The 23,036-nt window shown below is 36.5% G+C and carries 14 protein-coding genes and 1 pseudogene; 3 read left to right on the forward strand and 12 right to left on the reverse strand.

What is annotated here, in order from left to right:
- A partial coding sequence (locus tag A9239_RS09630; RefSeq protein WP_141706422.1) for a PKD domain-containing protein occupies positions 1 to 220 on the forward strand: 220 nt, incomplete at its 5' end.
- A gap of 482 nt (positions 221 to 702) precedes the next feature.
- On the opposite strand, the pseudogene A9239_RS20930 reads toward A9239_RS09630, so the two are convergent.
- Positions 703 to 825, reverse strand: a pseudogene (locus tag A9239_RS20930) (zinc ribbon domain-containing protein); the annotation flags it as partial.
- A 470-nt stretch (positions 826 to 1,295) separates the two neighbouring features.
- Here A9239_RS20930 and A9239_RS09635 point away from each other — a divergent pair.
- A complete protein-coding gene (locus A9239_RS09635; protein ID WP_052712666.1) occupies positions 1,296 to 3,230 on the forward strand; it encodes a S8 family serine peptidase in 1,935 nt (644 codons plus the stop codon).
- A 149-nt stretch (positions 3,231 to 3,379) separates the two neighbouring features.
- Here the strand turns inward: A9239_RS09635 and A9239_RS09640 are convergent, their stop codons facing one another.
- The 10 genes from A9239_RS09640 to A9239_RS09685 all read right to left on the reverse strand — a co-directional run bounded on the left by A9239_RS09640 (position 3,380) and on the right by A9239_RS09685 (position 17,625).
- Positions 3,380 to 4,561: a glycosyltransferase family 4 protein gene (locus A9239_RS09640; RefSeq protein WP_048119982.1), complete on the reverse strand. Its 1,182-nt coding sequence runs from the start codon at positions 4,559 to 4,561 to the stop codon at positions 3,380 to 3,382.
- The gene (locus A9239_RS09645) at positions 4,558 to 5,100 is read right to left on the reverse strand and encodes a hypothetical protein (protein ID WP_176722124.1); all 543 of its coding nucleotides are present in this window, start codon (positions 5,098 to 5,100) and stop codon (positions 4,558 to 4,560) included. The genes A9239_RS09640 and A9239_RS09645 overlap by 4 nt, the downstream gene beginning before the upstream one ends.
- Before the next feature lie 2 nt (positions 5,101 to 5,102).
- On the reverse strand, positions 5,103 to 6,272 hold the full coding sequence (locus A9239_RS09650; RefSeq protein WP_048119979.1) for a glycosyltransferase family 4 protein: 1,170 nt from the start codon (positions 6,270 to 6,272) through the stop codon (positions 5,103 to 5,105).
- A 91-nt stretch (positions 6,273 to 6,363) separates the two neighbouring features.
- On the reverse strand, positions 6,364 to 9,618 hold the full coding sequence (locus tag A9239_RS09655) for a methyltransferase domain-containing protein (RefSeq protein WP_052712667.1): 3,255 nt from the start codon (positions 9,616 to 9,618) through the stop codon (positions 6,364 to 6,366).
- A gap of 909 nt (positions 9,619 to 10,527) precedes the next feature.
- Positions 10,528 to 11,577 (reverse strand): glycosyltransferase family 4 protein, encoded by a 1,050-nt coding sequence (locus tag A9239_RS09660; RefSeq protein ID WP_048119977.1) that lies wholly within the window; start codon positions 11,575 to 11,577, stop codon positions 10,528 to 10,530.
- A 2-nt stretch (positions 11,578 to 11,579) separates the two neighbouring features.
- Positions 11,580 to 12,749 carry a glycosyltransferase family 4 protein gene (locus A9239_RS09665; protein WP_048119975.1) on the reverse strand — a complete coding sequence of 390 codons (1,170 nt, stop codon included), beginning with the start codon at positions 12,747 to 12,749 and terminating at the stop codon, positions 11,580 to 11,582.
- A 64-nt stretch (positions 12,750 to 12,813) separates the two neighbouring features.
- Positions 12,814 to 14,163, reverse strand: coding sequence for a bifunctional 2-polyprenyl-6-hydroxyphenol methylase/3-demethylubiquinol 3-O-methyltransferase UbiG (locus tag A9239_RS09670; protein ID WP_052712668.1), 1,350 nt, complete (start codon positions 14,161 to 14,163; stop codon positions 12,814 to 12,816).
- A 220-nt stretch (positions 14,164 to 14,383) separates the two neighbouring features.
- Positions 14,384 to 15,646 carry an ABC transporter ATP-binding protein gene (locus A9239_RS09675; RefSeq protein ID WP_048119973.1) on the reverse strand — a complete coding sequence of 421 codons (1,263 nt, stop codon included), beginning with the start codon at positions 15,644 to 15,646 and terminating at the stop codon, positions 14,384 to 14,386.
- A gap of 25 nt (positions 15,647 to 15,671) precedes the next feature.
- Entirely contained in the window at positions 15,672 to 16,439 is a 768-nt protein-coding gene (locus A9239_RS09680; protein ID WP_048119971.1) for an ABC transporter permease, read from the reverse strand.
- 88 nt (positions 16,440 to 16,527) lie between these two features.
- Entirely contained in the window at positions 16,528 to 17,625 is a 1,098-nt protein-coding gene (locus A9239_RS09685; protein ID WP_048119969.1) for a glycosyltransferase, read from the reverse strand.
- Between the two features lie 777 nt (positions 17,626 to 18,402).
- Between A9239_RS09685 and A9239_RS09690 the strand changes: the two genes are divergently transcribed.
- The gene (locus A9239_RS09690; protein ID WP_048119967.1) at positions 18,403 to 20,919 is read left to right on the forward strand and encodes an oligosaccharyl transferase, archaeosortase A system-associated; all 2,517 of its coding nucleotides are present in this window, start codon (positions 18,403 to 18,405) and stop codon (positions 20,917 to 20,919) included.
- Between the two features lie 255 nt (positions 20,920 to 21,174).
- On the opposite strand, the gene A9239_RS09695 is transcribed toward A9239_RS09690, so the two are convergent.
- The gene (locus A9239_RS09695) at positions 21,175 to 22,641 is read right to left on the reverse strand and encodes a DHH family phosphoesterase (RefSeq protein ID WP_048123222.1); all 1,467 of its coding nucleotides are present in this window, start codon (positions 22,639 to 22,641) and stop codon (positions 21,175 to 21,177) included.
- Positions 22,642 to 23,036 lie beyond the last annotated feature (395 nt).

Consider the following 23,036-nt stretch of genomic DNA (forward strand, 5'->3'; position numbering starts at 1 on the left):
AACTGTTTCATTTACTGACCAAAGTACAGGAAAACCAACTAAATGGAAATGGAGTTTTGGAGACGGAAAAACTTCAAGAGAAAAGAACCCAAAACATCATTATTTGCAGGAAGGAAACTATAAGGTTACACTTACAGTAACCAATGCTGCAGGCAGTAGTACTGTGAAGAAGATAAATTACATAAAATTGACAACAAATACAAGACCCGGGATGTTCTAAAAGCAAATAAACCTTAAATTGAAATAATAGAAAAAAGACCAGGTCTAAACGGAGTGGGGAAATTGTTTATTAAATGTAATATTCAGCCTGGATAAACAACATCAACGCCATCGTTATTAAGATTCAATGTACAAATCTCTGTGAATACGTTTTCTTTGATTGTTTGAGGTTGATTACGCTTTCTCACTGTTCATCTGTTAGTTATCAAACTCCCAGTTTTCGATTTTTCACTGTTGTCATCTGTTAGTTATTAAACTCCCAGTTTTCATCAAAATTGACATCAATAAACTTTCTTGGTAGGCTGAATAAATAATTTAGCTTGGAAAGAACAGCTATCAAGCCTTGAGTGATTAGACTTAAACGGTTATTTGTGCATGTTATTCAAAGAATATTATGTTCGTTTTATCCTCTTCTTTTTTGAAAATAAGTCTCAACCTTTTTCTCACGTTCCGTAGGTTTCAGATAACTAGATAATTTTGATTTTAAAGTAAAATTGTGATATTGATTACTGTATTGATATCACTGTCATGTTTTGTTTTGCAATTAGAATTTGTGTCTCTAACGTCAAGAGTCCAATTAGAGTTATAATATCCGCAAGTACTACAAAATTTAGAAGAAGGTTCAAACTATCCTGTTCTCAGGACAGTTTTCCAAGCCATTTGACTTCATATTCTAACCTTGCTACCGATATGTAACTTCAAAAATCATACTACTGGAATTTCTGAGATTCAATTCTATATGTTTACTTTTCTAAATTTCTATATTAACCATACTTTTTTTCATAATTTAGTATGATTAAATATCCATAATTCTTTTATTTTTAAGAATATTTGATATTATATTAAGCAGTAGATCTTTAGAGCTCAGAAGTATTTTATAATTGGACACTGATCTCTATAGGGGTTTAGTACTCTGTAATAAAGTTTAACGCCTGCATATCTGTCATAAAAACATAGCTACTTGACAGCTATATATATTAATTTTCTTGAATGCAGGGTCTGAAAACCCAAGTGGTTTGGTTACAGAAAGTCTTACCCACTAATAAAGAAATAACGTTGAAAAGGAGTGTGAATATGTGGAAAAAAAAATCCATAGGCCTTTAAGGAAAGATGTTTCTAAACTGTTATGTGTCATATGTACATCATTATTATTAGTATCTCTATTTTCATTTACCGGCTTGGCTGGAGATATAAACACATCCTCTACTATTAGCTCAGACGATAAGATCTCAACAAGTTTGACCTCCGAACTTACTAAAATTTCAGAAAACGAACAAATTCCAGTAATTATAACACTACCAAATCAGAAGATCGCGTTTAATACTGCTGCTGGAAAATCTCAAATTGAGAGTGAACAGAAAAATCTCATAACGTTTCTTAAAAATGAAAAATCAAAAAACAAGGTAAATGAAATAAAATCTATTAAAATTATTAATGCTGTTGCTGCTAAGGTAACCCCTGAAGTTTTAACTTCTCTTGCCGGAAGATCTGACGTTTCGAATATTGAACTTGACAAAGTTGTCTCTATAAAAGGGCAATCAGAACTTTCTTTCAAAAAAATAGAATCATCAGCTACCCAGTCGAATAGTGCATCCATAAATGCATGGGGAGTGGATAAGATTAACGCGCCTGCAGTATGGAATCAGGGTATAACCGGTAAAGGAATAACTGTTGCTGTCGTGGATACAGGAATTGATGCGACACATCCTGATCTTGATGATCTTGATGACAATCCCAGTACAAATGATCCGAAAGTTGTCGGCTGGATTGACTATGTAAACTCAGAGTCATCTGCTTATGATGATAACGGGCACGGCACTCATGTATCCGGAACCGTTTCAGGAACCGGGGCTAATGGAATACAAACAGGAGTTGCACCAGGTACAAAGCTGATTGTAGCAAAAGTTTTCGATTCAGAAGGTGATGGATATTTATCTGATTGTATTCTCGGTTTTGAGTGGGCAGTTAATAATAATGCCCGTATTATAAGTTTTAGCGGTGGATCTTCAGAACATGATTCGTTATTTACAACCGCGATAAACAAGGTGGTGGCGGCAGGTGTAGTTCCTGTTATAGCGGCTGGTAATGATGGTGAGGGTGGATCTGGCACAATCACATGCCCGGGTGATGAACTCAATTCACTCACTGTCGGTGCAACGGATTCCTCCGATGTAATCGCAGATTTCAGTGGTCGGGGTCCTGTCACTCTAAATGGCCAAAAATACGTTAAACCAGATTTCTCTGCGCCTGGTGTGTCTGTTCCTTCAACGTACCCAGGAGGTGAATATGCATATGGGACTGGAACTTCCATGGCAACACCACACGTTTCCGGTGCTGCAGCATTAATTCTGCAAAAAAACCCTACTATGACGCCGGCTGAAGTAAAGAAAGCATTAGAAGGTGCAGCAGTAGATCTTGGATCGGCAGGAAAGGATAATGATTACGGTTCAGGCAGGATCGATGCATACAGTGCAGTGTTTGGCAAAGGACCTGTTGCAAACTTTTCTGCAACTCCTACCTCTGGAAAAGTTCCATTAACAGTTGCCTTTACTGACACCAGTACAGGAACGCCTACTAAATGGTTCTGGAATTTTGGAGATGGATCAAAGTCATACCACCAAAATCCAAAGCATAAATATTCCAAAGCAGGTAATTATACGGTGGCTCTAACAACAAAAAATACTAAAGGTAGTAACATGGTAACAAAAACAGATTACATAGTAGTAGTCTCAAAACCTACTGCTGCATTTTCTGCATCTCCTACCTCCGGAAAAGCTCCATTAACTGTTGCCTTTACTGACCAGAGTTCAGGAAACCCCACTAAATGGAAATGGAGTTTTGGAGACGGAGCAATTTCAAGAGAAAAAAATCCAGAACATCAGTATTCACAGGAAGGAAAATATAAGATTACACTTACAGTAAGCAATTCGGCAGGTGGCAGTACTGTAAAGAAGATAAATTACATAAAAGTGACAACAAATACAAGACCAGGGGTATACTCTAAAAGCTAATAAATACTCTAAAAGCTAATAAACCCTTAAATTAAAAAAGGAAAAAAGATCAAGGTTAAACGGAGTGGGGAAATTATTTTATCAAATATGATAACAAGATCATCTTTGATTATAATTTATAAATGCCTGGCACTAAATCTTCTAACGTTTCAGTCCGGTAAGGATAGATTTTCAATTTTCTGTAATATTGAAATATACTTATTTTCTATATTTTCCCATGAGTAATTTTGCAAAACAAACTCCATCCCATTTTTACCCATAACATTCCTCATTTCATCTCTTGCCAGTAGAAGGTCCAGACACGCCTTAAATTCCTCATAGTTTTCGTAGTACAGGCCGGCATTGCCTCTGATACACTGACCTTTTAACACGTCACACTTCCCATTTACAAGTACAGGAGTTTTACAAAGCCAGGATTCAAGCAGGACCATAGACAAACTTTCGTACTTTGAGGGCATTACTAATAGTTTTGCCGCTTTGATTCCTTCAAACTTATCCTGTTCAGGAACAAAACCTAAGGAAAGGATATCAGGGCTTTGAGGGATCTTCATAGTCTGTTTTCCCAGTAACACGAGTTTAACCGAAGATTCCTTTTCCTTTTTATACCGAAGAAAATACTCAAACAGCTCCTGACAACCTTTAGACTCGTCTACTCTTCCGACAAAGATAATGAAATCATCCAGATTATACTTGCGGGCAAACAAAGCTGCATTAGTTTTATCCGGAATATCTATACCTACACCCACAACATCAGAAGGTATATTCGAAACCCTGAATTTTGAGGTGACAAAATTCTTCTCTTCTTCGGTATTAAAAATAAACCGCCTGGGAGATTTGAAGAGCGAGTCAAATATCGACAAATAGATCGGAGGTTCGTCGTGTGCCGTAGGAACAAGTAGAGCTTTTTCTTTCACCTGTGGAAGGCCGAAGAAGGTAGTACAGTAAAGATAGGTAAAAAAGATAAAGCAAGTATAATCATCTTTAGCATTTTTTATGTAATTTAATAAGTGTGTTGAATACGGGCCCTGCATTTTCATCCATTTAACTTCGTCTTCGTAGGTGGGGCTATTTCCAAGGATTTTCTCAGAGAATTTATTAAATGCCAGTAAATCTCTTTCATAATCAACACGAAATCTCCTGACCCTCACTCCATTTAAGGTTTCGATCCCTGCAGGATATTCATTCTTCCAGGTTGTGTAGTCTACTGCACAGGTAGTTAACACTTCTACCTTAAAGTATTTTGATAAATGTTCAGCTACTAGCCTGCAGTGGAATTCGGCCCCTCCGTTAACTTCCAGGCCATACCGCTGGACGACTAAAGCGATTTTCATTCGACCACCTTTTGAATATAATCTTTTAGTAAATTTTTCATAGTCGGTCTTTCAAAATATTTTAGTCTTTCATTGTAAACATTAAGGTCCAGTAAAAGTGGAAAAATCTCAGTATTTTTAAACCCCAGGTCATTTAGTCCTAGCTGAGTATATCGAGAATTTGCCAGTGCCAGGTCGGTTATCTCTGGATTTAAATTGAGATCCTTTCTTCCCCGTACCAGTAAATACTGGATATAATCTTTGACTCCATAAAGATATTTTCCAGGCGTAATTCCATGAAACCTTATTATTTTTTTATCTGGTAATTGTTTTACATAATTAGAGACATCGGAGCCTATAGATAAATGAAATATTAACACGTTGTCTTTTGAAGAGACGTTGTCATATTCAAGATATTTAGCATCCATTTCAGGGTGGATATTTTCAGCGTAGATCTGTGAGTTATAACCCCATTTTCTAAGGGTTGTATTAATCTCAATAACTTCATTTCCTATTGCATCACCAGGACTAAAGGTTGGCAACATTTGATGAATTTCCATATTCAAGCCTCTTCAAGAAACCGTACATATTTTTCAACAATCAGGTCCCAGTTAAAGTTCTCATCTACATATTTCTTCCCATTTATAGCCATTTTTCTTCTTAACTGAGGATTATTTAAGTAAAAGTTAACGCATCCTTCAAATTCCTCGTAATTTTCAAAATACAATCCAGACTTACCTTTAATACAATGGTTCTTTGTTACAGCGCATCCGGAATGAACCAGAACTGGGGTAAGACATAACCATGATTCCATTATCACTATTGAAAAGATTTCTTTAATTGAGGGTTGACAAAAAAGACTTGCAGCAGCAAACGCATCATATTTATCCTGTTTCTTAACAAAACCCAGGTCAAATATCTCTTTTTTAAACTTTTCCGGGATACTGACCTCTCCGCTTCCCATCAAGATGAGCTTAAGCTCATTCTGATTTTTCAGCTTATACTTACAAAAAAAATCAATTAGAAGAGGAGTGTTTTTACCTGGCTCCCGCCTTCCAGCATAAAGAATGAAATCATCATAGATTCCATATTTCTCCCGAAATCTCTTTGCTTCAAAGGAAATACTGGTGTCTATGCCTTCTCCTATAATTATCTGCTTGCCTTTAATGTCGAATATTTCGTTTGCAAGTTTTTCTTCGGGTTCAGCATGGAATATTATCCCTGCCACGTTCTGGAACATATTCTTATAAATGTCCATATATGCGTAGCTCTCATCGTGAAGGCAGGGTATTAAATATGATTTTTTCGGGTGGATTTGAGACCCATAATATGTAGTTCCGAACATGTAAGGTATAAACAGGAAGTAATCGTAGTCGGAACCATGAGCTTCAAGGTATCGGTAAAGATCGTCGCTATTAATCATCTCTTCGATGTATATCTGCTCTTCTTTCACCGAAAGTTTCTGGTTGTGTATCAATTTTGAGTTAACACGATCAAATAGTCTACTGTTCCTTTGTCGGACTTTAAATCTTCGAATTATAACATTATTTAGTTGGAATACTCCTTCTTCATAATAATTGGAGTTCCAATCCGAATTGAACTCTTTCACGCAGGTAGTAAGGATTTCAACTTCAATTCCATTTCTGGAAAGGTTCTCAGCCGTATTTTTATATTCACTTTCCGCACCGCCCGGAATCTCTCCATACCAGGGAACAACAAATGCAATCTTCATTAACACTGCTCCAAAGTTATCTCACAACCTTAAAGAAAGTAGAAAGCAAGCAAAATCTCTACTTATTCATGATTTCCTGTCACTGGATTCTTTATTTCTTCCCGATCACCGCATAGTCCTGGGCTCCATATAAGGCATCGTTTATCATGTCTATGTTTTGGTTAGAGATATCAATCATTGATTTGTCCTGGTTGGTATCCTCAAGATTCGGAAACTTTCTCAATTTCATTTCAGGAGATACAGGGGACAAAAATTTCGTTTCAATATCACGGAAACCTGCATTGCTGACTAAAAATTTTAGAGTCTCTGGATGCACAGGTTTTATGTGAGAGAGATCTATGTAAAAGTTCGCGAGGGAGAATAAAGATAGAGGGTTAACGGTCTCGATAATAATGTAAAAACCGTATTTCATTTTTTTGTTGCACAGACTCAACATATTAACAAAATACCTGGGATTGAGGTGTTCAACTACCTGACTTATGAAAATCCCATCGAGGCTTTTGTCCTTGATCTCTTCAAGAGCTTTTATAGCGTCTTTTAATTCGGCATTCAGACCCTTAGATTTACAGAAGCTTATCATGTCCTCATCGACATCAATTCCTCGAGCATTGATACCTTTTTGTTTTGCTAGTTCCAGAAACTCTCCCCGTCCACATCCAATATCAAGCACATTGGTGCAATTCTCAAAATAACCTATAAAGTTTGTCTGATGCTGCAGGACATTTTCTCTTGAACCGCGGAATCTTTCTTCAAATACATAATAGTTAATCTGAGGATCAGCGTTTCCAGAGACAGTAGCCTGGGTGTTGGCCTTTCCGGATGCATTATTTTGAGCATTGGTCTTTCCTAAGGAATTATTCTGGGCAGCTCTTCCGGAAGAATTAATATGAGCATTAGCTTTTCCAGAGGCATTCGCCTGGGTGTTAGCCTTTCCGGAAGAATTTGTTCCCTGACTTCCAAGCTCTTTCTGTATTCTGGATTCAAGTACTCTGTTAAGCCAGGCTTTGTTCTCAAGGTCCAGATTAACAGCAGAAACTATAGATTCGACTTCTTTCTTTATACTGCTGACAACTTCAAATTTCAACTTTTCAGTTTCACTGCTTAGTTGCTCAACTTTAGATTTTAGTAGTTTGTTTTCATCCTCGAGTTGTTCTATTTCCGATTTTAATTTCTCCACTTTATTAGAACAGAAGTCTGCTGTCTCCCTTGCATCATTGAGAACGCCTGCAAGGTTATAATTAAGTTGACTTTGTTTCTGAAATACGGGATCGACATAACGTCTGACCTCTCCATGAACTAATTTTCTACCTTTTATTAAAAATGGGCCCAAAAATGGACGATGAGAACTGATAGAATAGGTATCGTTACGAAGATCATAATCAGAATTAATTATTCCGGACCCCTGGGAACTTCTTTCATTTGAGGAGACCTCTGAAAATACATGTTCTATCTCTTCAATGTCCTTTGGATCCTCATTTTCTTTTCTTTCCCTTATGTTCTCACGAATTTTTTCCATAATCTCTTCAACATTGATTTCATCGTCTTTAATCTCGAACGTATCCATTTTTGATTCCTCTAACCTGCATTCATCCGGGTTTTGCTCAACTTTTGCGCTAATGTTAAGTAAAGGCTTATTAGTAATTTCCTGAAGCCAGAAACAGCCTTCTTGCACGAGGTCAATTTGCAACTGATATTCCCCATGCTCTTGAGGAGCGACAATATCCACTTGAAGATCCCGCTGTTCATTAGGATTTAAAGCAGGTAGTATTCCAGTCCTGAGTCCATCAAAAACTTCACACGTGCCATCAGTTTTCAACCAGTGATACGAGATATTCACAGGACAAGGAGGTAGAGATACGAGCCGCTCTTTTCCGTTATTCTTAAGAGTTATATGCAACTTGAATTTTTTATTTGAGAAAGTGTTAATTGAATCTTTTTCCGACAGAGCTTCTACATTTACTCCATTGCGGTCAAGTTTTCTGGGAGATAATAATTGAACAATCCGATCCCTGTCTAGATCTTCAAAAGAACTTACAGCAAGGATAGTTCTGGCATTATTATACTCTTCCGAACTAAAAGAGTGAGTGAGTGAACCTGCTAAATCTTGAGAATCGTTTACCCATGTCAATATATGTGAAAAATATTTATTTAAATTAAGGAATAGGCTTTGAGGAGTTTGTTCATTGACATGTCTCAGATCTTCATAAAACGTCCTGGGGTTTTCAGGAATATAAAGCCCTATTTCCTTTGCGATTTTTCGCTTTTCTTCATACGTATATTGGTAGTACAACTTATTGGGGTAAATATATGTAATAAATAAACCGTCTTCTTTAAGGAGTTCGGCGATTTTTAGAATAACTAATTCAAGTTTATCTTCTGGAACGCGCTCAATTAGATCTGTTGCAATAATTCTATCATATTTTTTATTAAACTTATGATTTAAAAAATTGTCTTGAATAAATTCCAGATTCTTCATCGAGCTATTGGCTAAATATTTAGCTTTAGCCGTCTTAATCGCAGAAGAAGAATCGTCAATTCCGGTCACATGAGCTCCAGACTTTGATAAGGTGTAGGAAAGCTCACCTCTGCCACAGCCTACATCCAGTATATTCATGTCTTTATTCGGATTAGCAAGACAGGATATGGAAATTAAACGAGAATTTTCAAATTCTCTGCCTTTATACCTTTTATAAGAGTCAATAATGCCTTCTAGGTTCGAATTTTCCTTACTCAAGCCTTCTACGAACATATGCTTAGCTGAACTTTTAGTTTTAATCAGCAGTTCGCCTGCGTAGGAAGGTATTGTTACAGCAAATTCGATAAAGTCTTTATATTTATTTAAAAAATAAGTTGCGCTCAATAAATTTTCTTTAGACCAGAAATAACCGTCAACCAGAATCCATTTCCCTTTTTCCAGTGCAAGTTCTAAATTATGGAATGTACCGTCTCCATCCTGATGATCATTAATATGAATAAGGTCATAGAAATCTCCAGGTAATGTAGGCATTGACCGGCTATTGGCAAGCAAAAATTCTGCCTTGTAATTTTGTGTGATTCTTTTGGCCCAGTTCCCCGCCCCTTTATTTCCTCCAAAAGTATCAGAATCGTTATCTATCCCCAGATAAGTTGCATTTTCTGAAGCCTTAAGGAAAGTTATCGCACTATAACCGTATCTGACTCCGATTTCCAGTATAGACGTTGGGCGGATCATTTTTGCAATTGCAAATTTCATGCGGTAATAATCAACCCACTCATTGAATAGATCTGATAATTTATCCCCAGGAAATACATAATTCCTAAAATCGTAGTTAGTATGGTTATAAATAGAGATTAACTCATCCATCATACTCCGTTCTCCAGAAAGCAATTTATTAGCGCAAGTGATTAACAGTTTATATGATTACTTTTCATAATGAATACTAATAGACTAACAATTTGATTTAGTTTGCATATTTTATAAGTGAGTGATAGTAGAATAATAATAATTTGATTTAGATTGAATATTTCATATAAGTAATAGTTGAATAATAATTCGATTCTTTTAATACATCACACTTTCCATTTATAAGTACAGGAGTATTACAGAGCCAGGACTCGAGAAAGGACATGGATAAACTTTCGTACTTTTGAGGGCATTATTAATATTTTTGCCGATTTGATCCCGTTAAACTTTTCTTGATTCTTCACTGTTTTGTGTGGATTGAAAATAATTGCTTAGTTATAAAGTATTCAGACCAAATTGGAAAATATCAAGCTTGAATGTGATTTTCAGCAACAACTGCTTCTCTATTTAATATATGTGACTTCAACATTTGGCATGAAAGTGCTTGAAATAACTTTCATATTTTTGTGCATGTTATTCAACGAATTTCATGCTCGTTTAGAAACTAAATGGAAGTTACCCACTCGAAACAGCGAAGATTCACTATTTCCAAAATAACCCAATGGAATTCTCTAGGGAATTAACATATCGTACAGTTGCAAAAAAGAAATGCAAGAGACTTTAAACACATATGTTATTTTATTAATATGATCTCTCTAAAATTAGGAAAACTAAAATTTGAGTTACCCACATGAAATAGTGAAGAGCCAACATTAATTTAAAAGCAAAATCATCAAAAAAATATATGAATTAAATGTTGATCTGCCAAATGCAAGATAAATATTCAAATGCGAGCTTGTAGTGGAATTCGGTACCTTCGTTAACTTCCAGGCCGTAATGCTAGACTACAAAAGTTAGCTTATTTTTTTAATATTACTTCACCTTGGATAATATTCTTTCAAACTGAGTGATTATTTTTTCCCTTTTGAAATCATCCAATCTACCTTTCTGTTTCTTGACAATAATTGATCGTAGTCTTTCATCCTCTACCAATAAATTTACCATCTCAGCAATTTCACAATAATTCTTTTTGTTAACCAGAATTCCCGTATTCTCAAGAGTGAAGGGGATAGCTGTAGAGTTGTACGCTATAATTGGAACTTCAAAGTACATACTTTCCAGTACAGGAACACAAAAGCCTTCGTGTTCACTCATACAGATAAAAACATCAGCTAGTTTATAGTAAGAAATCAGGTCGTTAAATTTGATCTTACCTAATAAATGAACATCTTTTAGATTTAAGTTCTGGATCAGCTTTTTCAAATAATCTGAATAAATTTCACAGCCTTCATAGCTGCCTGCCAGGAAAAGCCTTGATTTTGGGTTAATACGTTTATAATAATAAAATATTTTTATTATATCTTCCTGTCTTTTATGCGGGGTTACTCTCCCCACAAATAAGAGATTCACAAAATCATCATTATATTTCGACAGCAATTTTTCGTTTGGGTTTCTGTATTCATTAAAGTCCACTATTATAGGTAAAACATCGGTATTTTTAAATCCCATTTTTTGAAGTTCCAGTCTGTTGAATTCGGAAACGCCAACAGCAAGGTCTATGTGGTCAACAAGTGACCTGAGTTCATTTTTTCCATTTTCCAGTAAGTTTACAAGAGTCTCGTTGACTCCAATAAAATAGTCAGGCGGGGTAATATTATGGTAAATCATTATCTTTTTGTCGGGAAGTTTTGTAACAAATTCCGAAACTTCGGAACCGATGGAAAAGTGAAAAATTAATATGTTTTCTTTTGAAGAAACCTTCTTATATTCGGTATAATTTTTTGCGTCAATTCCAGGATGTATATTTTGAGCATATATTTCGGATTTATATCCCCATTTATTCAGAACGCTTTTTATTTCTCGGACTTCATTGCCTATGGCATCTCCTGGAGAAATTGTTGGTAAGATCTGGTGAATCTCCATTTTCAAAAACTCCCTAAAAAGTCAATATATTTTTCTACAATTTTATCCCAGCTAAAATTATCAATAACATACGACATCCCGTTCTCAGCCATAATCTTTCTGATAGCAGGGTTTCCCAGATAGAAATCGAGGCACCCTTCAAATTCATAATAGTCATTAAAATAAAGTCCACCATTACATTTGATACAGTGGTCTTTAGTTACGGCGCAATTCCCATGTACCAGTACAGGGGATTTACATAACCACGACTCCATTATTACAATAGAAAAACTTTCATTCAAAGAGGGCTGACACAAAAAAGTAGCCGCTGCATATGCATCATACTTATCCTGAAGTGGTACAAACCCCAGATCAATAATGTCATTTCTACTTTCAGAGGGTATTTCTATTGTTCCACTACCAATAAGAACGAGCTTTAATTCATTCTTTCTATGCTTTTTATATCTGGTAAAAAAATCAATTAGAAGAGGAACATTTTTCCCGGCTTCCTTCCTTCCTGCGTAAAGAATGAAGTCAGTTTTAATGCCGTATTTCTCCCGGAATCGGTCTGGATTATACACAAAATCCATATCAATTCCCTCTCCTAAAACAGTCTGCATGTTATTTAGGTTATAAAGATGATTCGCTAATATTTTTTCAGGAGATGCATGAAAAATAATGCCTTTGACATTTTCAAACATAGTCTTATAAATATTCAGGTAAGCGTAGCTTTCATCATGAAGGCATGGAATTATAACTGATTTTTCAGGGTATATGCAGGATCCATAGTAAGTCGTACCGAACATATATGGAATAAATAAAAAGTAATCGTAATCTGTACCATGTTCAGCAATATAAGAATAGAGACCGGGGCTGTTAACCATTTCCCGCATAAACGTTTTCTCTTCATCGGGAGATATCTCAAGACCGCGCATAAGTTTATAGTTTATTTTATCAAAACGGGCAGTATCTCTTTTCCTTACTGAAAATCTGTGTATACTGACCCCATTTAAATTATAAATCCCCTCTTCATAAAAGTCAGTGCTCCAATCACTCAAGAATTCTTTGACGCAAGTAGTAAGTATTTCAACTTCAATACCGTGTTTTTGCAGGTTTTCAACTGTTCTTCTGCATTCACTTTCTGCTCCGCCAGGAATGTTCCCGTACCAAGGAGTTACAAACGCTAGTTTCATAGTAATTTATCCCCGGATCACATAACATAAAATTATGATAATAATTCAAACATTATTTAGTCCCTCATTTTTTTCCGATGACCGCATAATCCTGTGCTCCGTATAAAGTGTTGTTTAACATATTGACGTTTTGATTATAAGTTTCAAACAGGACTTTCTCTCTGTCTTTTAGGTCATCAAAGTCCGGCAACTTCTTTAATCTCATACTGTCTGGAACGGGAGAAATAAATTTCGTCTCAATTTCGCGGAAATTAACTGCACTTAATAAAAACTTGAGTGTTTCGGGATGTACTGGTTTTATATGAGTAAAATCAATATAAAAATTGGTAAAAGAAAAGAATGATAGAGGATTTACAGTCTCTACTATTAAATAAAAACCATACTTAAGCTTCTTGTTGCAAAGGTTTAACATTTTGATAAGATAATTAGGAGCCAGATGTTCAACTACCTGACTGATGAAAATTCCATCCAGGCTTTTGTCTTCCATAGTTTGAAGAGTTTCAATTGCATCCTTTAACTCTACATTAAAACCTTTTGATTTGCAGAAACTAATCATATCTTCATCGATATCTATTCCCTTCGCAACGATATCGTTCTGTCTGGCTAGTTCCAGAAATTCCCCTCTTCCACAACCGATATCCAACACATTTTTACAATCCTTGAAGTAATCTAAAAATGCTTTTTGATGCTGTTGAATGTGATCCCTTGAGCCTCTGAACTGTTCTTCAAATGCGTAATAATTTATTTCAGATTCATTGTTTTCAGATTCATTGTTTTCAGGTTTCTGTACCTTATGATTCTGCAAGTTTTTTTTTAAGCTGTTCTCAAGCACACTGTTAAGCCAGATTTTGTTATTCAGATCCAAATCAATTGCAGAAATAACGCTATTAACTTCAGATTTGATATTTTGGGAAGAATTTACTTTTAAATGCTCAAGCTCGGTTTTTAAATATCCTGCATCTGTTTTTAAAGATTTAACATCAATTTTTAAACTTTTTGCATCGATATTTAGGCGTTCAAAATCAGTGTTCAAATTTCCGACATCAGTTTTTAAATCTTTAACCACATCTGTAACGCCAAAATTAAATTTTCTTTGTTTTTGGAAAACTGGATCAACATATCTCTGGACCTCTCCATGGACCATTTTTCTTCCTTCTACAAGAAACTTTCCTATGACTGGACGATGAGAACTTATTGTATAACTTTCATTGCAGATGTCACTATAATTTATAAATTCAAGACCTTCAGGAATATCTATTTTTATAGGGGAAGCTGCAGAAAATGTTTCACTCATTATTTCCGGTTCATTTTCTGTATAAATACCCTCTTTTTTTCTCTTATCTATGTTCTCACGGATTTTTTCCATGATCTTCTCGATATCTACCTCTTCGTCCTTAATTTCCAGTGTATCCAATTTAGATTCCTCAATGAACTTAATTATTTATATGGATTCATTTTCAGAGTTTTCCAGAGTATATGTTTATTGGATATGGCACAAAGTCTGTTAATCCGAAGCTACGCTTATTTATCGACATCTCTTATTTCTTAAGACAGCATGTTCATTTTCGGCATCTGTTTCAACAGAAAAATTATTTATTTAATCAAAAACACTGTCGTTTTTTATCGAGTAATGTTTATAACTCTTTACCGGATCCTTTTTGAATTTTTATTTTTGGTTTCATATTGAAAACTCCGGTATAGATAATTGCACTATCATTAGGAATTACTTTTAAAACCTCTATATCGTGAGCCATAAGCAAATATTCTTCAAAAGCATCTTTTCCGTATCCCTTATTTGCCACACCAACAGAGAATGAATAGTCTCCTGCCGAGAGTGGAATAAAGAATTCCCAGATTAGTTCTGCAATCTGCCCTTTTTTTAGAGTAAAAGTTTTAATGCCACTACAATATGTATTTGTTTCAAATACTGATACACCCAGATTGTTTCTAACGTGAAGGCCAAAGTGAGGATCAGATAATTCTTTTAAGGCCTTGACTTGATATATAACTTTAATTACCTGTTCACTCTCAGTGTATAATATTTCCTCGTTTTTTGAGTTCAGAATTTTAAAGGAAATAAGTTCAACTTCCCCTGTTGAAGCATTCGGATTTTTTCGACCTGTACAATCTTTCGTATCAGCTATGTCATATACTTTTACTTCTGTATCTCCCATGTGTGCTTTTTGTAAAATCATTCCATGATAATAATCAATTATATCTTTTGGGTCGCCGGAACTAAGCATATGACCGTGATCTAATAACATTGCTGAATCACATACAATTTTTACAGCATTCATGTCGTGAGATACAAAAATAATGGATCCGCCACTGTTTTTAAATTCCAGAATCTTTCTCATGCATTTTTGCTGAAAATATGCGTCTCCGACAGATAGCGCTTCATCTACCAAAAAACACTTTGGTTCTGCATGCATTGCTATTGAGAATGCAAGCCTCATAAGCATACCCGATGAGTATGTTTTGATCGGGTCATAAATAAAATCCCCAAGCTCTGTGAAATCAATAATCTCGTCTTTTTTCTTTTCAATTTCGCTTTTATCCATTCCTAGAAATGTCCCATTCATGAATATATTTTCAATGCCTGTAAGTTCTTGATCAAAACCTGTTCCCAGTTCAAGTAAACCGGTGATTTTTCCGTCTACTTCTATCAAGCCCTCGTCAGGAAGCATGACACCAGAAAGTACCTTTAATAGAGTAGATTTGCCAGCTCCATTCTGTCCTACTACCCCGAGGGTTTGTCCTTCCTTCACTTCAAAAGAAATATTGTCTAATGCAGTGATCTCTCTATGGTATTTTTTCTTTAAGATTTTCTCTTTTAATCTGTCAGTGGGTGTATGATACAACTTGAACTTTTTTGAAACACCTGATACTTTGATCATATTGAGTCACAACTTGTGATTTTAATTATATGAAATCTCGAATATCTTTTTCTAGTTTTTTGAAGATAATCTCTGCAAAGAATAGAATTACAAGACTTAACAAGAGCAGATATAAAATAGGCTTTAAACTTGGAATTTCCTTATATATAAATATAGTTTGATATAAGTGAATAAATGAAAACGCCGGATTATAATTCATGAGTTTTTTTACAAAATCTGGGAGTACATCATAAAGATATACGATTGGGGTAAACCAAAACCAGATCTTAAGTACAATTCCTACAACTTCTTTTAAATCCCTTACGAAGACAACAAATACTCCAATAAAAAACCCAAGGGAATAAGCGAAGATCTGCTGGATAATATATATAAATGGAACTAATAGAATTACACGGCTTACTCCATATCCACTGATCAGAAGTAAAAACAGGAATATTCCCATTGTCACAACATAAGTAATACTCTCCGAAACAGCAATATAGAGAGGAAATGAGGAAAGATCAACCTTAACTTTGGATATGATATATTTCTTGTCTAAAAAAACACTAGATGTCCTTGTAACAGTATTCGAAAAAGCATTCCATGCAATTACACCAGAAGTAAGATAGAATCCATATGCATAGACTGAAGACGAGCCAGGCAAACGCGATCCCATAAGATTAGCAAATATGACGGTAAATATAAAAATATCCACAAGTGGATAAATGAAATTCCACAAAGCTCCTAAAGTAGACCCTGAGTATTTTTCAGTAATATCTCTTTTTGCTAATTCAAGAATTAAACCTATATTCAAATTACTATCTCCTGATTATTAATTCACCGGGACGGAAGAATATTATATTTTTTGAGAAATTTTTGAGAAATAATCTGATCACCGGAGGTCATTTATCACAAAAACAATTTTCGCAAGCAACATTTTTTTTCATGCTATTTTCAAAAATAGAAATGTCAAACATAGCTGCTCTTTTAAAACATTCATTTCCATAGCTTGATGGGTTTTTCGAGATATTCTTTACTGCACTGATTATATCTTGAATATCTGCTTCCACAAACACGCCGGTTTTCCCGTCGACTACTGTTTCCTTAAATCCACCTTCATTTACAGCTACTACAGGTTTTCCACTTGCCATAGCTTCAACAGGTGTCATCCCGAAATCCTCATCCATGGCAGTGCAGATAAAACCTCTACAGCGGGAATAAAGGTCAAGTAATTCCGTCTCAGAAACTTCCCCAAGAACCTTCACGTTTTCAGGTAAGTTGTCAAGAATATTTTTTGCATAACTTTTTGCGTGATCTCCTTTGGAGTATCCCCCAACAATGACAAGCTTTTCTTCGGGCATTTTCTTGAATGCTTCAATTTGAATTTCCACTCGTTTTTCAGGATAGAGCCGGTTTACTGAAAGCCAGAAGTCTCCATATTCTTTACAGGTAAATTTTGAAGTTTCGACAGGGGGGTAGATAACTTCAGCATCCCTGTGGAAATACTTTTTGATTCTTGTTGAGGTATTTTTAGAGTTCGTTACGATTTTACATACATGGGAAAGGTAGTATTCCGAAATTGGCCTGTGAAGCCTGACCCATATCCGGAAGAAGATAGAAATCCAGAGGGGTTGCCTACTGATAAAGGTCTCGTAAAGGTCATAGAAAGCTCGTGTAGGAGTATGGCAGTAATACAGGTTGGGTTTATGTTTCTTTGCCGCGAAATATGCCCAGTTGCCTGAAAAAATGAAAAAATCGTATTCCTTTGAAAAATCGCAGGCTGCAAAATAAAATGATGCGGAAATCTGCTTCAAAGGAGGTATTTTTGGGGTTTTTCCCAGGCTGATTATTCGTATGTTGGAATACCCCATCTTTTTTACTGACTCCATATTCAAGTCAGTAGTGATAACATCGGCGTTGAAATATTTTGCGAGCATGAGAACAAGTTTCTCTCCACCGCCAATGGCTCCAAAATAATCATGAAATATAGCTATTTTCATCGATTTCTCACTTTTTTCAGGGGTTTTAACAAATGCAGATAAAAAGCTAATTTAATTATAAATGTAAACATCGAGCCCCCCATGAGTGGGAAGAGTATCGTGTCACGTTTTTATAATTTGAAGTTTCCTATCTATCCTTAAACTATCAATATAAAAGTTATCTGTGAATCTGATTTACGATTAATAATATCCGATTTCCTGCAAGATTTCAACAATTCATTAAACTCAACGATTATAAATATATTGAAAATTGTATATCAACAGTAGGGACATATGATACTTTCCAGATGAGATGGTTCATTAGATATATATAACACTTCCCAGATGAAGTGCTTCATTAGATAGCGAGATGATTCATTAGATAACAAGATCATATATTAATTATTTATTAAAGTTCATCTTTACCTCACTTAAAACAGTTCACCTTTACCTTACTTAAAACAGTTAATCTTCACTTTAAGTGTCATTTTAGTGTTATCTATCAGGTAACGAAATAAATTCTACTCTATAAAAATTGAGGCATTTAAGCATCACTTTAGTGCTGTTTGCCTTTATTTACTCTCATTTAATACACTTGTCTAAACTGGGAATCAATAATAAGGCTACAATTACAGTCTACGGTTATACCTTTAAAAGTACTCACGATATTATTTAGATCGTAAAACAACCTTAAAGTTATTATATTAATTAACTACTATCAAAGATAAGATACTCAAAAACTATCAAAGATAAGATACTCAAAAGTGCAATTTATTCAAAAGTTAAGAACTATAAGAGATGATTACTACGAACAAAGGCATGGGATGTCCGGTGGCAAAACGGCCCGCTCATAAATTAAAATTCAGTATTATTTCTTTGATTGCAGTTGGATTGGTTGCTTTTCTCATGCGCCTGATCTCGTATTCCACGGTTACTGCAAACGGAAGCATAAATCTTTTGGGATATGATAGTTTCTACCATATGCGGCGCATTTTATATACAACTTTCAATTTTCCACATCCCCTTAATTTCGATTCTTATATTAATTATCCTGCGGGATTTGAAGTCGGATGGCCTCCTTTTTTTGACTTTTTAGGTGCACTGCTTGCAAAAGTCCTGGGAGGAGGCAACCCTGATTTGTATACCACAGAATTTGCAGGAGCCTTGCTGCCAGTGCTTCTGGGAGTCCTGACAATAATTCCACTGTATATGGCGGCTGCTGCGATATTTGACCGAAAAACCGCACTTTTTGGAGCCTTAGTTTTTGCAGTGATTCCAGCTCATGTCTACGTATCCCGGTTTGGAGCAGTTGACCATCACGTAGCTGAAACTCTCCTGTCAACCTCAGCTTATGCATGTTTCATACTTGCTTTAAAATGGGCAAGAGAAGGCTCCCTTTCCCTGACTTCTCTCAAAAATATCTCTTCTGAAAAGAAACTAATAAAATCGTTAGCTTTCGCAGTAGCATCCGGACTATTCTTTGCACTTCTGATTTACACATGGATAGGAGCCCTTGTTTTTGTAAGCTTTATTGTACTTTACGCATTCATACAGACAATAATCGACCTTAAGGCCGAGAAAAACTCCGACTATCTTCTTATATGCTCTACTGTATCTCTTCTTGCAACGCTTCTCTTTACCATTCCCCTATCAGCAGGATCTTTGCGTCCGGGCCTGGAAATGAGTGCGATGTATCTTTCCTGGTTCCAGGTATTCTATGTGTTCAGCATGCTAGTCGGAACCTTAATCCTCTGGGGCTTTTCCCTATATATCTCGAAAAAAGGTCTGGACTGGAAGTACTATCCAGCCGTCTTAATACTGATCTCTGTCGCTGGTCTTCTGTTCCTTAAGACATTTTCTGCCGAGTCATATGCTTTTGTAATTGAAGGAATGAATTTCTTCCTCGGAAAAGGTGAATACATAAGCACGATTTCCGAGGCTCTGCCAGTATTTTTAACTTCAGATGGAAATCTTACTTTTACGCCAATACTGGGAAGTCTCGGGCTTTGTTTCCTTACCGCTCTGGGAGGATTTTTCCTGCTTGGCCTCGAGTGGAGAGGTGAAAAATCAAAGCCTGAAGGAGTTTTTTTCCTTTTATGGTCGGCCTTTTTCGCATATTTAATGCTCTCTCAAAGGCGTTTTTCGTATCTGTTCGCAGTAAACGCAGCAATGCTTACCTCATACTTACTTTGGGTTTTACTGGATTCCTTTGACTTTGAGACTGAAGTAAAAAAATTGGTGAAATCTGTTCCGACCCACGGGAATAATGCAATGTTTACATCTCGGGCAGAAAAAGAAACAAAGTCAAAAAAGTCCGAAAAAGAAACAAAGTCAAAAACAAAATCAAAATCGAAAATTAATTCCTCAGGTTCAAAACAGAATTCTCAACCCGACTACTTCAAAATTGTCTCATCTCTGGCACTTATAGGGCTTGTATTTATACCCTGCATTTGGGCAGGAGTTGCTTTTGCAAAAGAGGACGGCTTGATTGACCCTATCTGGAAGGACTCTCTCACCTGGCTTGGAGCCTCGAGCCCTGAAACTTCTTACTACCTTGATCCGTCCGGAACCCCCGAATATGGAGTTTTGAGCTGGTGGGACTACGGAAACTGGATCGTTTACCAGGCTAAAAGGCCTGCAGTTTCAAACAACTTCCAGACCGGTGTAGACGATTCTTCACATTTCTTCTTAACGAACTCCGAGGAAGACGCAAAGGCAATTATGGAAAAGCTCAAAGTAAAATATGTAATAACCGACAATCTGATGGCAGGCGGCAAATTTGGGTCTATTGTTAAGGTTGCAGGTGAGAACATAAGCAAGTATCTAAATGTTCAAACCGTCAACGGAAACGGCGGGCTTCAAACCATTGCAACTGCTAAAAAGGAATACACGCAAACCGAAGTATACAAGCTTCATCAACTTGACGGATCAAATCTCGGAAACCTGAGGCTTGTCCATGAAACTACTGCACCTGAGGTAGATAATGACACGACTAGTGACGTAAAGATATTCGAGTTTGTCTCTGGAGCCAGGCTTTCAGGTACTGCAGACCCAGGGCAAAGCATTACTGCAACCCTTGAGCTCAGATCAAACACAGGCCGAAAATTCACATATCAGAATGAAGTAACGTCAGATAAAAACGGTTCATTTGAAATAACCGTACCTTACTCAACCGAAAATAAAGCAGATGGAGTCAATGCTCTGTCGACTTATTCCCTAAAAGCAGGAAACACCACAGTCTCAGAAATTCAGGTGACGGAAAAGGATGTCCTGGAAGGGAACAGGGTAGAGGTGAAAATCCCAGAATCGAAATAAGGAGTTCTTGAACCGGGTTTTTTAAATGAAAACAGAAATTAAAATCTTTTAAAAAACGAAAAGAGAAAAAGAATTTTTTCATTCTCTTTTCCTCTTCCTGTTATTATTTCTCAAATTATTATTTTTCGAATATTATTTCTCAAATTATTATTCTTCGAATATCATTTTTCAAATTATTATTTCTCATATTGGCTTTATTCAATATTCGGGAAGACAACTTCAGTAGTGGGTCTAGTGCCGAAAGTCTTGAAGGTTTCATTCTCCCGCGCTTTCGACTCCTACGGCGCTTAGGAACCTTTTCACTACGGCTTCATTAACCAGCCTGAGTAACGTCTGACGGTCTTTTGTAGCGCTGAAAACACCAAGGGGTATCTGGGCTCCTGCTGCGTTTGCATGTCCACCTGCATCTTCGCCGAAAGCCTGGCGCATAACTTCGCCGAGGTTAATTCTGATATCATTGCTTCGTCCGGAGATATATATACGGTCTTCAGTTACTCCAAAGACTACGGTTGTGGAGATGCCCTCAAGGCTCAAAAGGTAATCTGCAGCTTGCGGAAGCGTATCCCTATCCCTTATGTTCCCGACATTCGAGAGAAGGTAACTTCCTATTACCTGTCGGTTTCTTATGGCCTCCCCAAGTACCTCAAGGGTTTCAGTGGCCATCGAAGGCTGTTCAAGCTGATCCAGGATTCCGTGGTTCGAAAGGGGGTAAAGGTACGAAGCGGCTGAAAGATCAGCAGGGTCGGTCTTCCTCTTGAAATCCTGGGTGTCAGTTCGGATTCCATAGAGCAGGGCTGTTGCCAGCGTTTTGGATATATTAATATTGAGCTGCTGCAGGTACTTTGTCATTATAGTAGCTGTTGCTCCGAAGTTAGGTCGGATATCTATGTACTCAGCCTTTATTTCGGTTTCTCCTGGGGGGTGATGGTCAATTACAATACCCACAAACGAGTTTGGGGGAACCATGTTGTTAACTCCGGGAATGGAGCAGTCTATCAGGGCGATTTCGTCGAAGCCTTTGAGACCGTTCTCTTCCATCTTACCGAGGTCGATCCCGAGCAGGTTTACAAAGGCTTTGTTTTCCTGATGCCCTATTCTGCCATGGTAGAGGATGCTTGCCTCAACCCCGATGCTCTTTGCAATCTCTTTCAGGGCCAGCCCACTCGAAATAGCATCCGGATCAGGGTTATCGTGGATTACAATAGCAAGTTTTTTATCCCTTATTCCCTTCAGCCACCGTGCAAGCCTGTTACCTCTGTGAACCGATTCGGCTCTCTCAAGAGAACGGGAAAGGGAACTTGCTACAAGCTTGGAAGACATAAAGACATAATCTGCTCCAAGGTCTTCCATTTTTTCCTTATTGATAATATCTGAGGCCCGGGAAAAGAGCTGAACATCAGGGTTAACTGCCTTTTTGAAATTCTCAATGCCCTTTCTATTAGCTTCGTTATTGGAAGTCAGGAAAAGTATAACAACAACATTCTTAAGGTCAATCTTATCGACAAGTTCAGGGTCGGAGATATCGCCTACAATCGCTTCAAATCCTTCCTCCCTGAGAGTCTCAACCTTAGCTTCGTCTTTGTCTACAATAATCACAAGCTTATTGCTTTCCCTGAGCTCTTTTGCAAGCGCAAAACCAACACTTCCACTGCCCAGAACAAGGTATCTGGGTTTGACTGTACTTTTAAGATTGCTATCCGCATCTTTTGATAAATTAAGCAAAAATAGTCCTCCCTGTTTTGTATAAGTCCAGGCACATGTAAAGGAAAGCAAACATTTGATCAGAATCCTGCCTATTCACATTTTACTACAGTTAGTTAACTGTAAGGCTAACTGTAGTTTTTTGACTGTTTTTCTTACTGATTAGACACTCTTATGAAACTGCTTTTATATATCATACTTTTTAAGAAATAATATTCTTTTTATGGGAAACTCAAAAATTCCAGTATATTATATTGGAATGTAACATTATATTGGAATGTAACATATATACTTAATAACATCAAATAGGTTTTCCTCGGTGTAGAAATATAAGAAATAAATTCCCTCAATTGTTCTGGAGATATATAACAATTTCTACTATAATCTATTATAATCTAGAGAATCTCAAATTAGCT

This window comes from Methanosarcina sp. A14 (assembly GCF_001729375.1).
GTDB lineage: Archaea > Halobacteriota > Methanosarcinia > Methanosarcinales > Methanosarcinaceae > Methanosarcina > Methanosarcina barkeri.

Bases quoted from the DNA above. Each gene is read 5' to 3' on its own strand.
- A9239_RS09675 (WP_048119973.1), bottom strand. From the start codon at position 15,646: ATGATCAAAGTATCAGGTGTTTCAAAAAAGTTCAAGTTGTATCATACA.
- A9239_RS09650 (WP_048119979.1), bottom strand. From the start codon at position 6,272: ATGAAGATTGCATTTGTTGTTCCCTGGTATGGAGAGATTCCGGGCGGT.
- A9239_RS09640 (WP_048119982.1), bottom strand. From the start codon at position 4,561: ATGAAAATCGCTTTAGTCGTCCAGCGGTATGGCCTGGAAGTTAACGGA.
- A9239_RS09690 (WP_048119967.1), top strand. From the start codon at position 18,403: ATGATTACTACGAACAAAGGCATGGGATGTCCGGTGGCAAAACGGCCC.
- A9239_RS09645 (WP_176722124.1), bottom strand. From the start codon at position 5,100: ATGGAAATTCATCAAATGTTGCCAACCTTTAGTCCTGGTGATGCAATA.
- A9239_RS09660 (WP_048119977.1), bottom strand. From the start codon at position 11,577: ATGGAGATTCACCAGATCTTACCAACAATTTCTCCAGGAGATGCCATA.
- A9239_RS09665 (WP_048119975.1), bottom strand. From the start codon at position 12,749: ATGAAACTAGCGTTTGTAACTCCTTGGTACGGGAACATTCCTGGCGGA.
- A9239_RS09685 (WP_048119969.1), bottom strand. From the start codon at position 17,625: ATGAAAATAGCTATATTTCATGATTATTTTGGAGCCATTGGCGGTGGA.
- A9239_RS09655 (WP_052712667.1), bottom strand. From the start codon at position 9,618: ATGATGGATGAGTTAATCTCTATTTATAACCATACTAACTACGATTTT.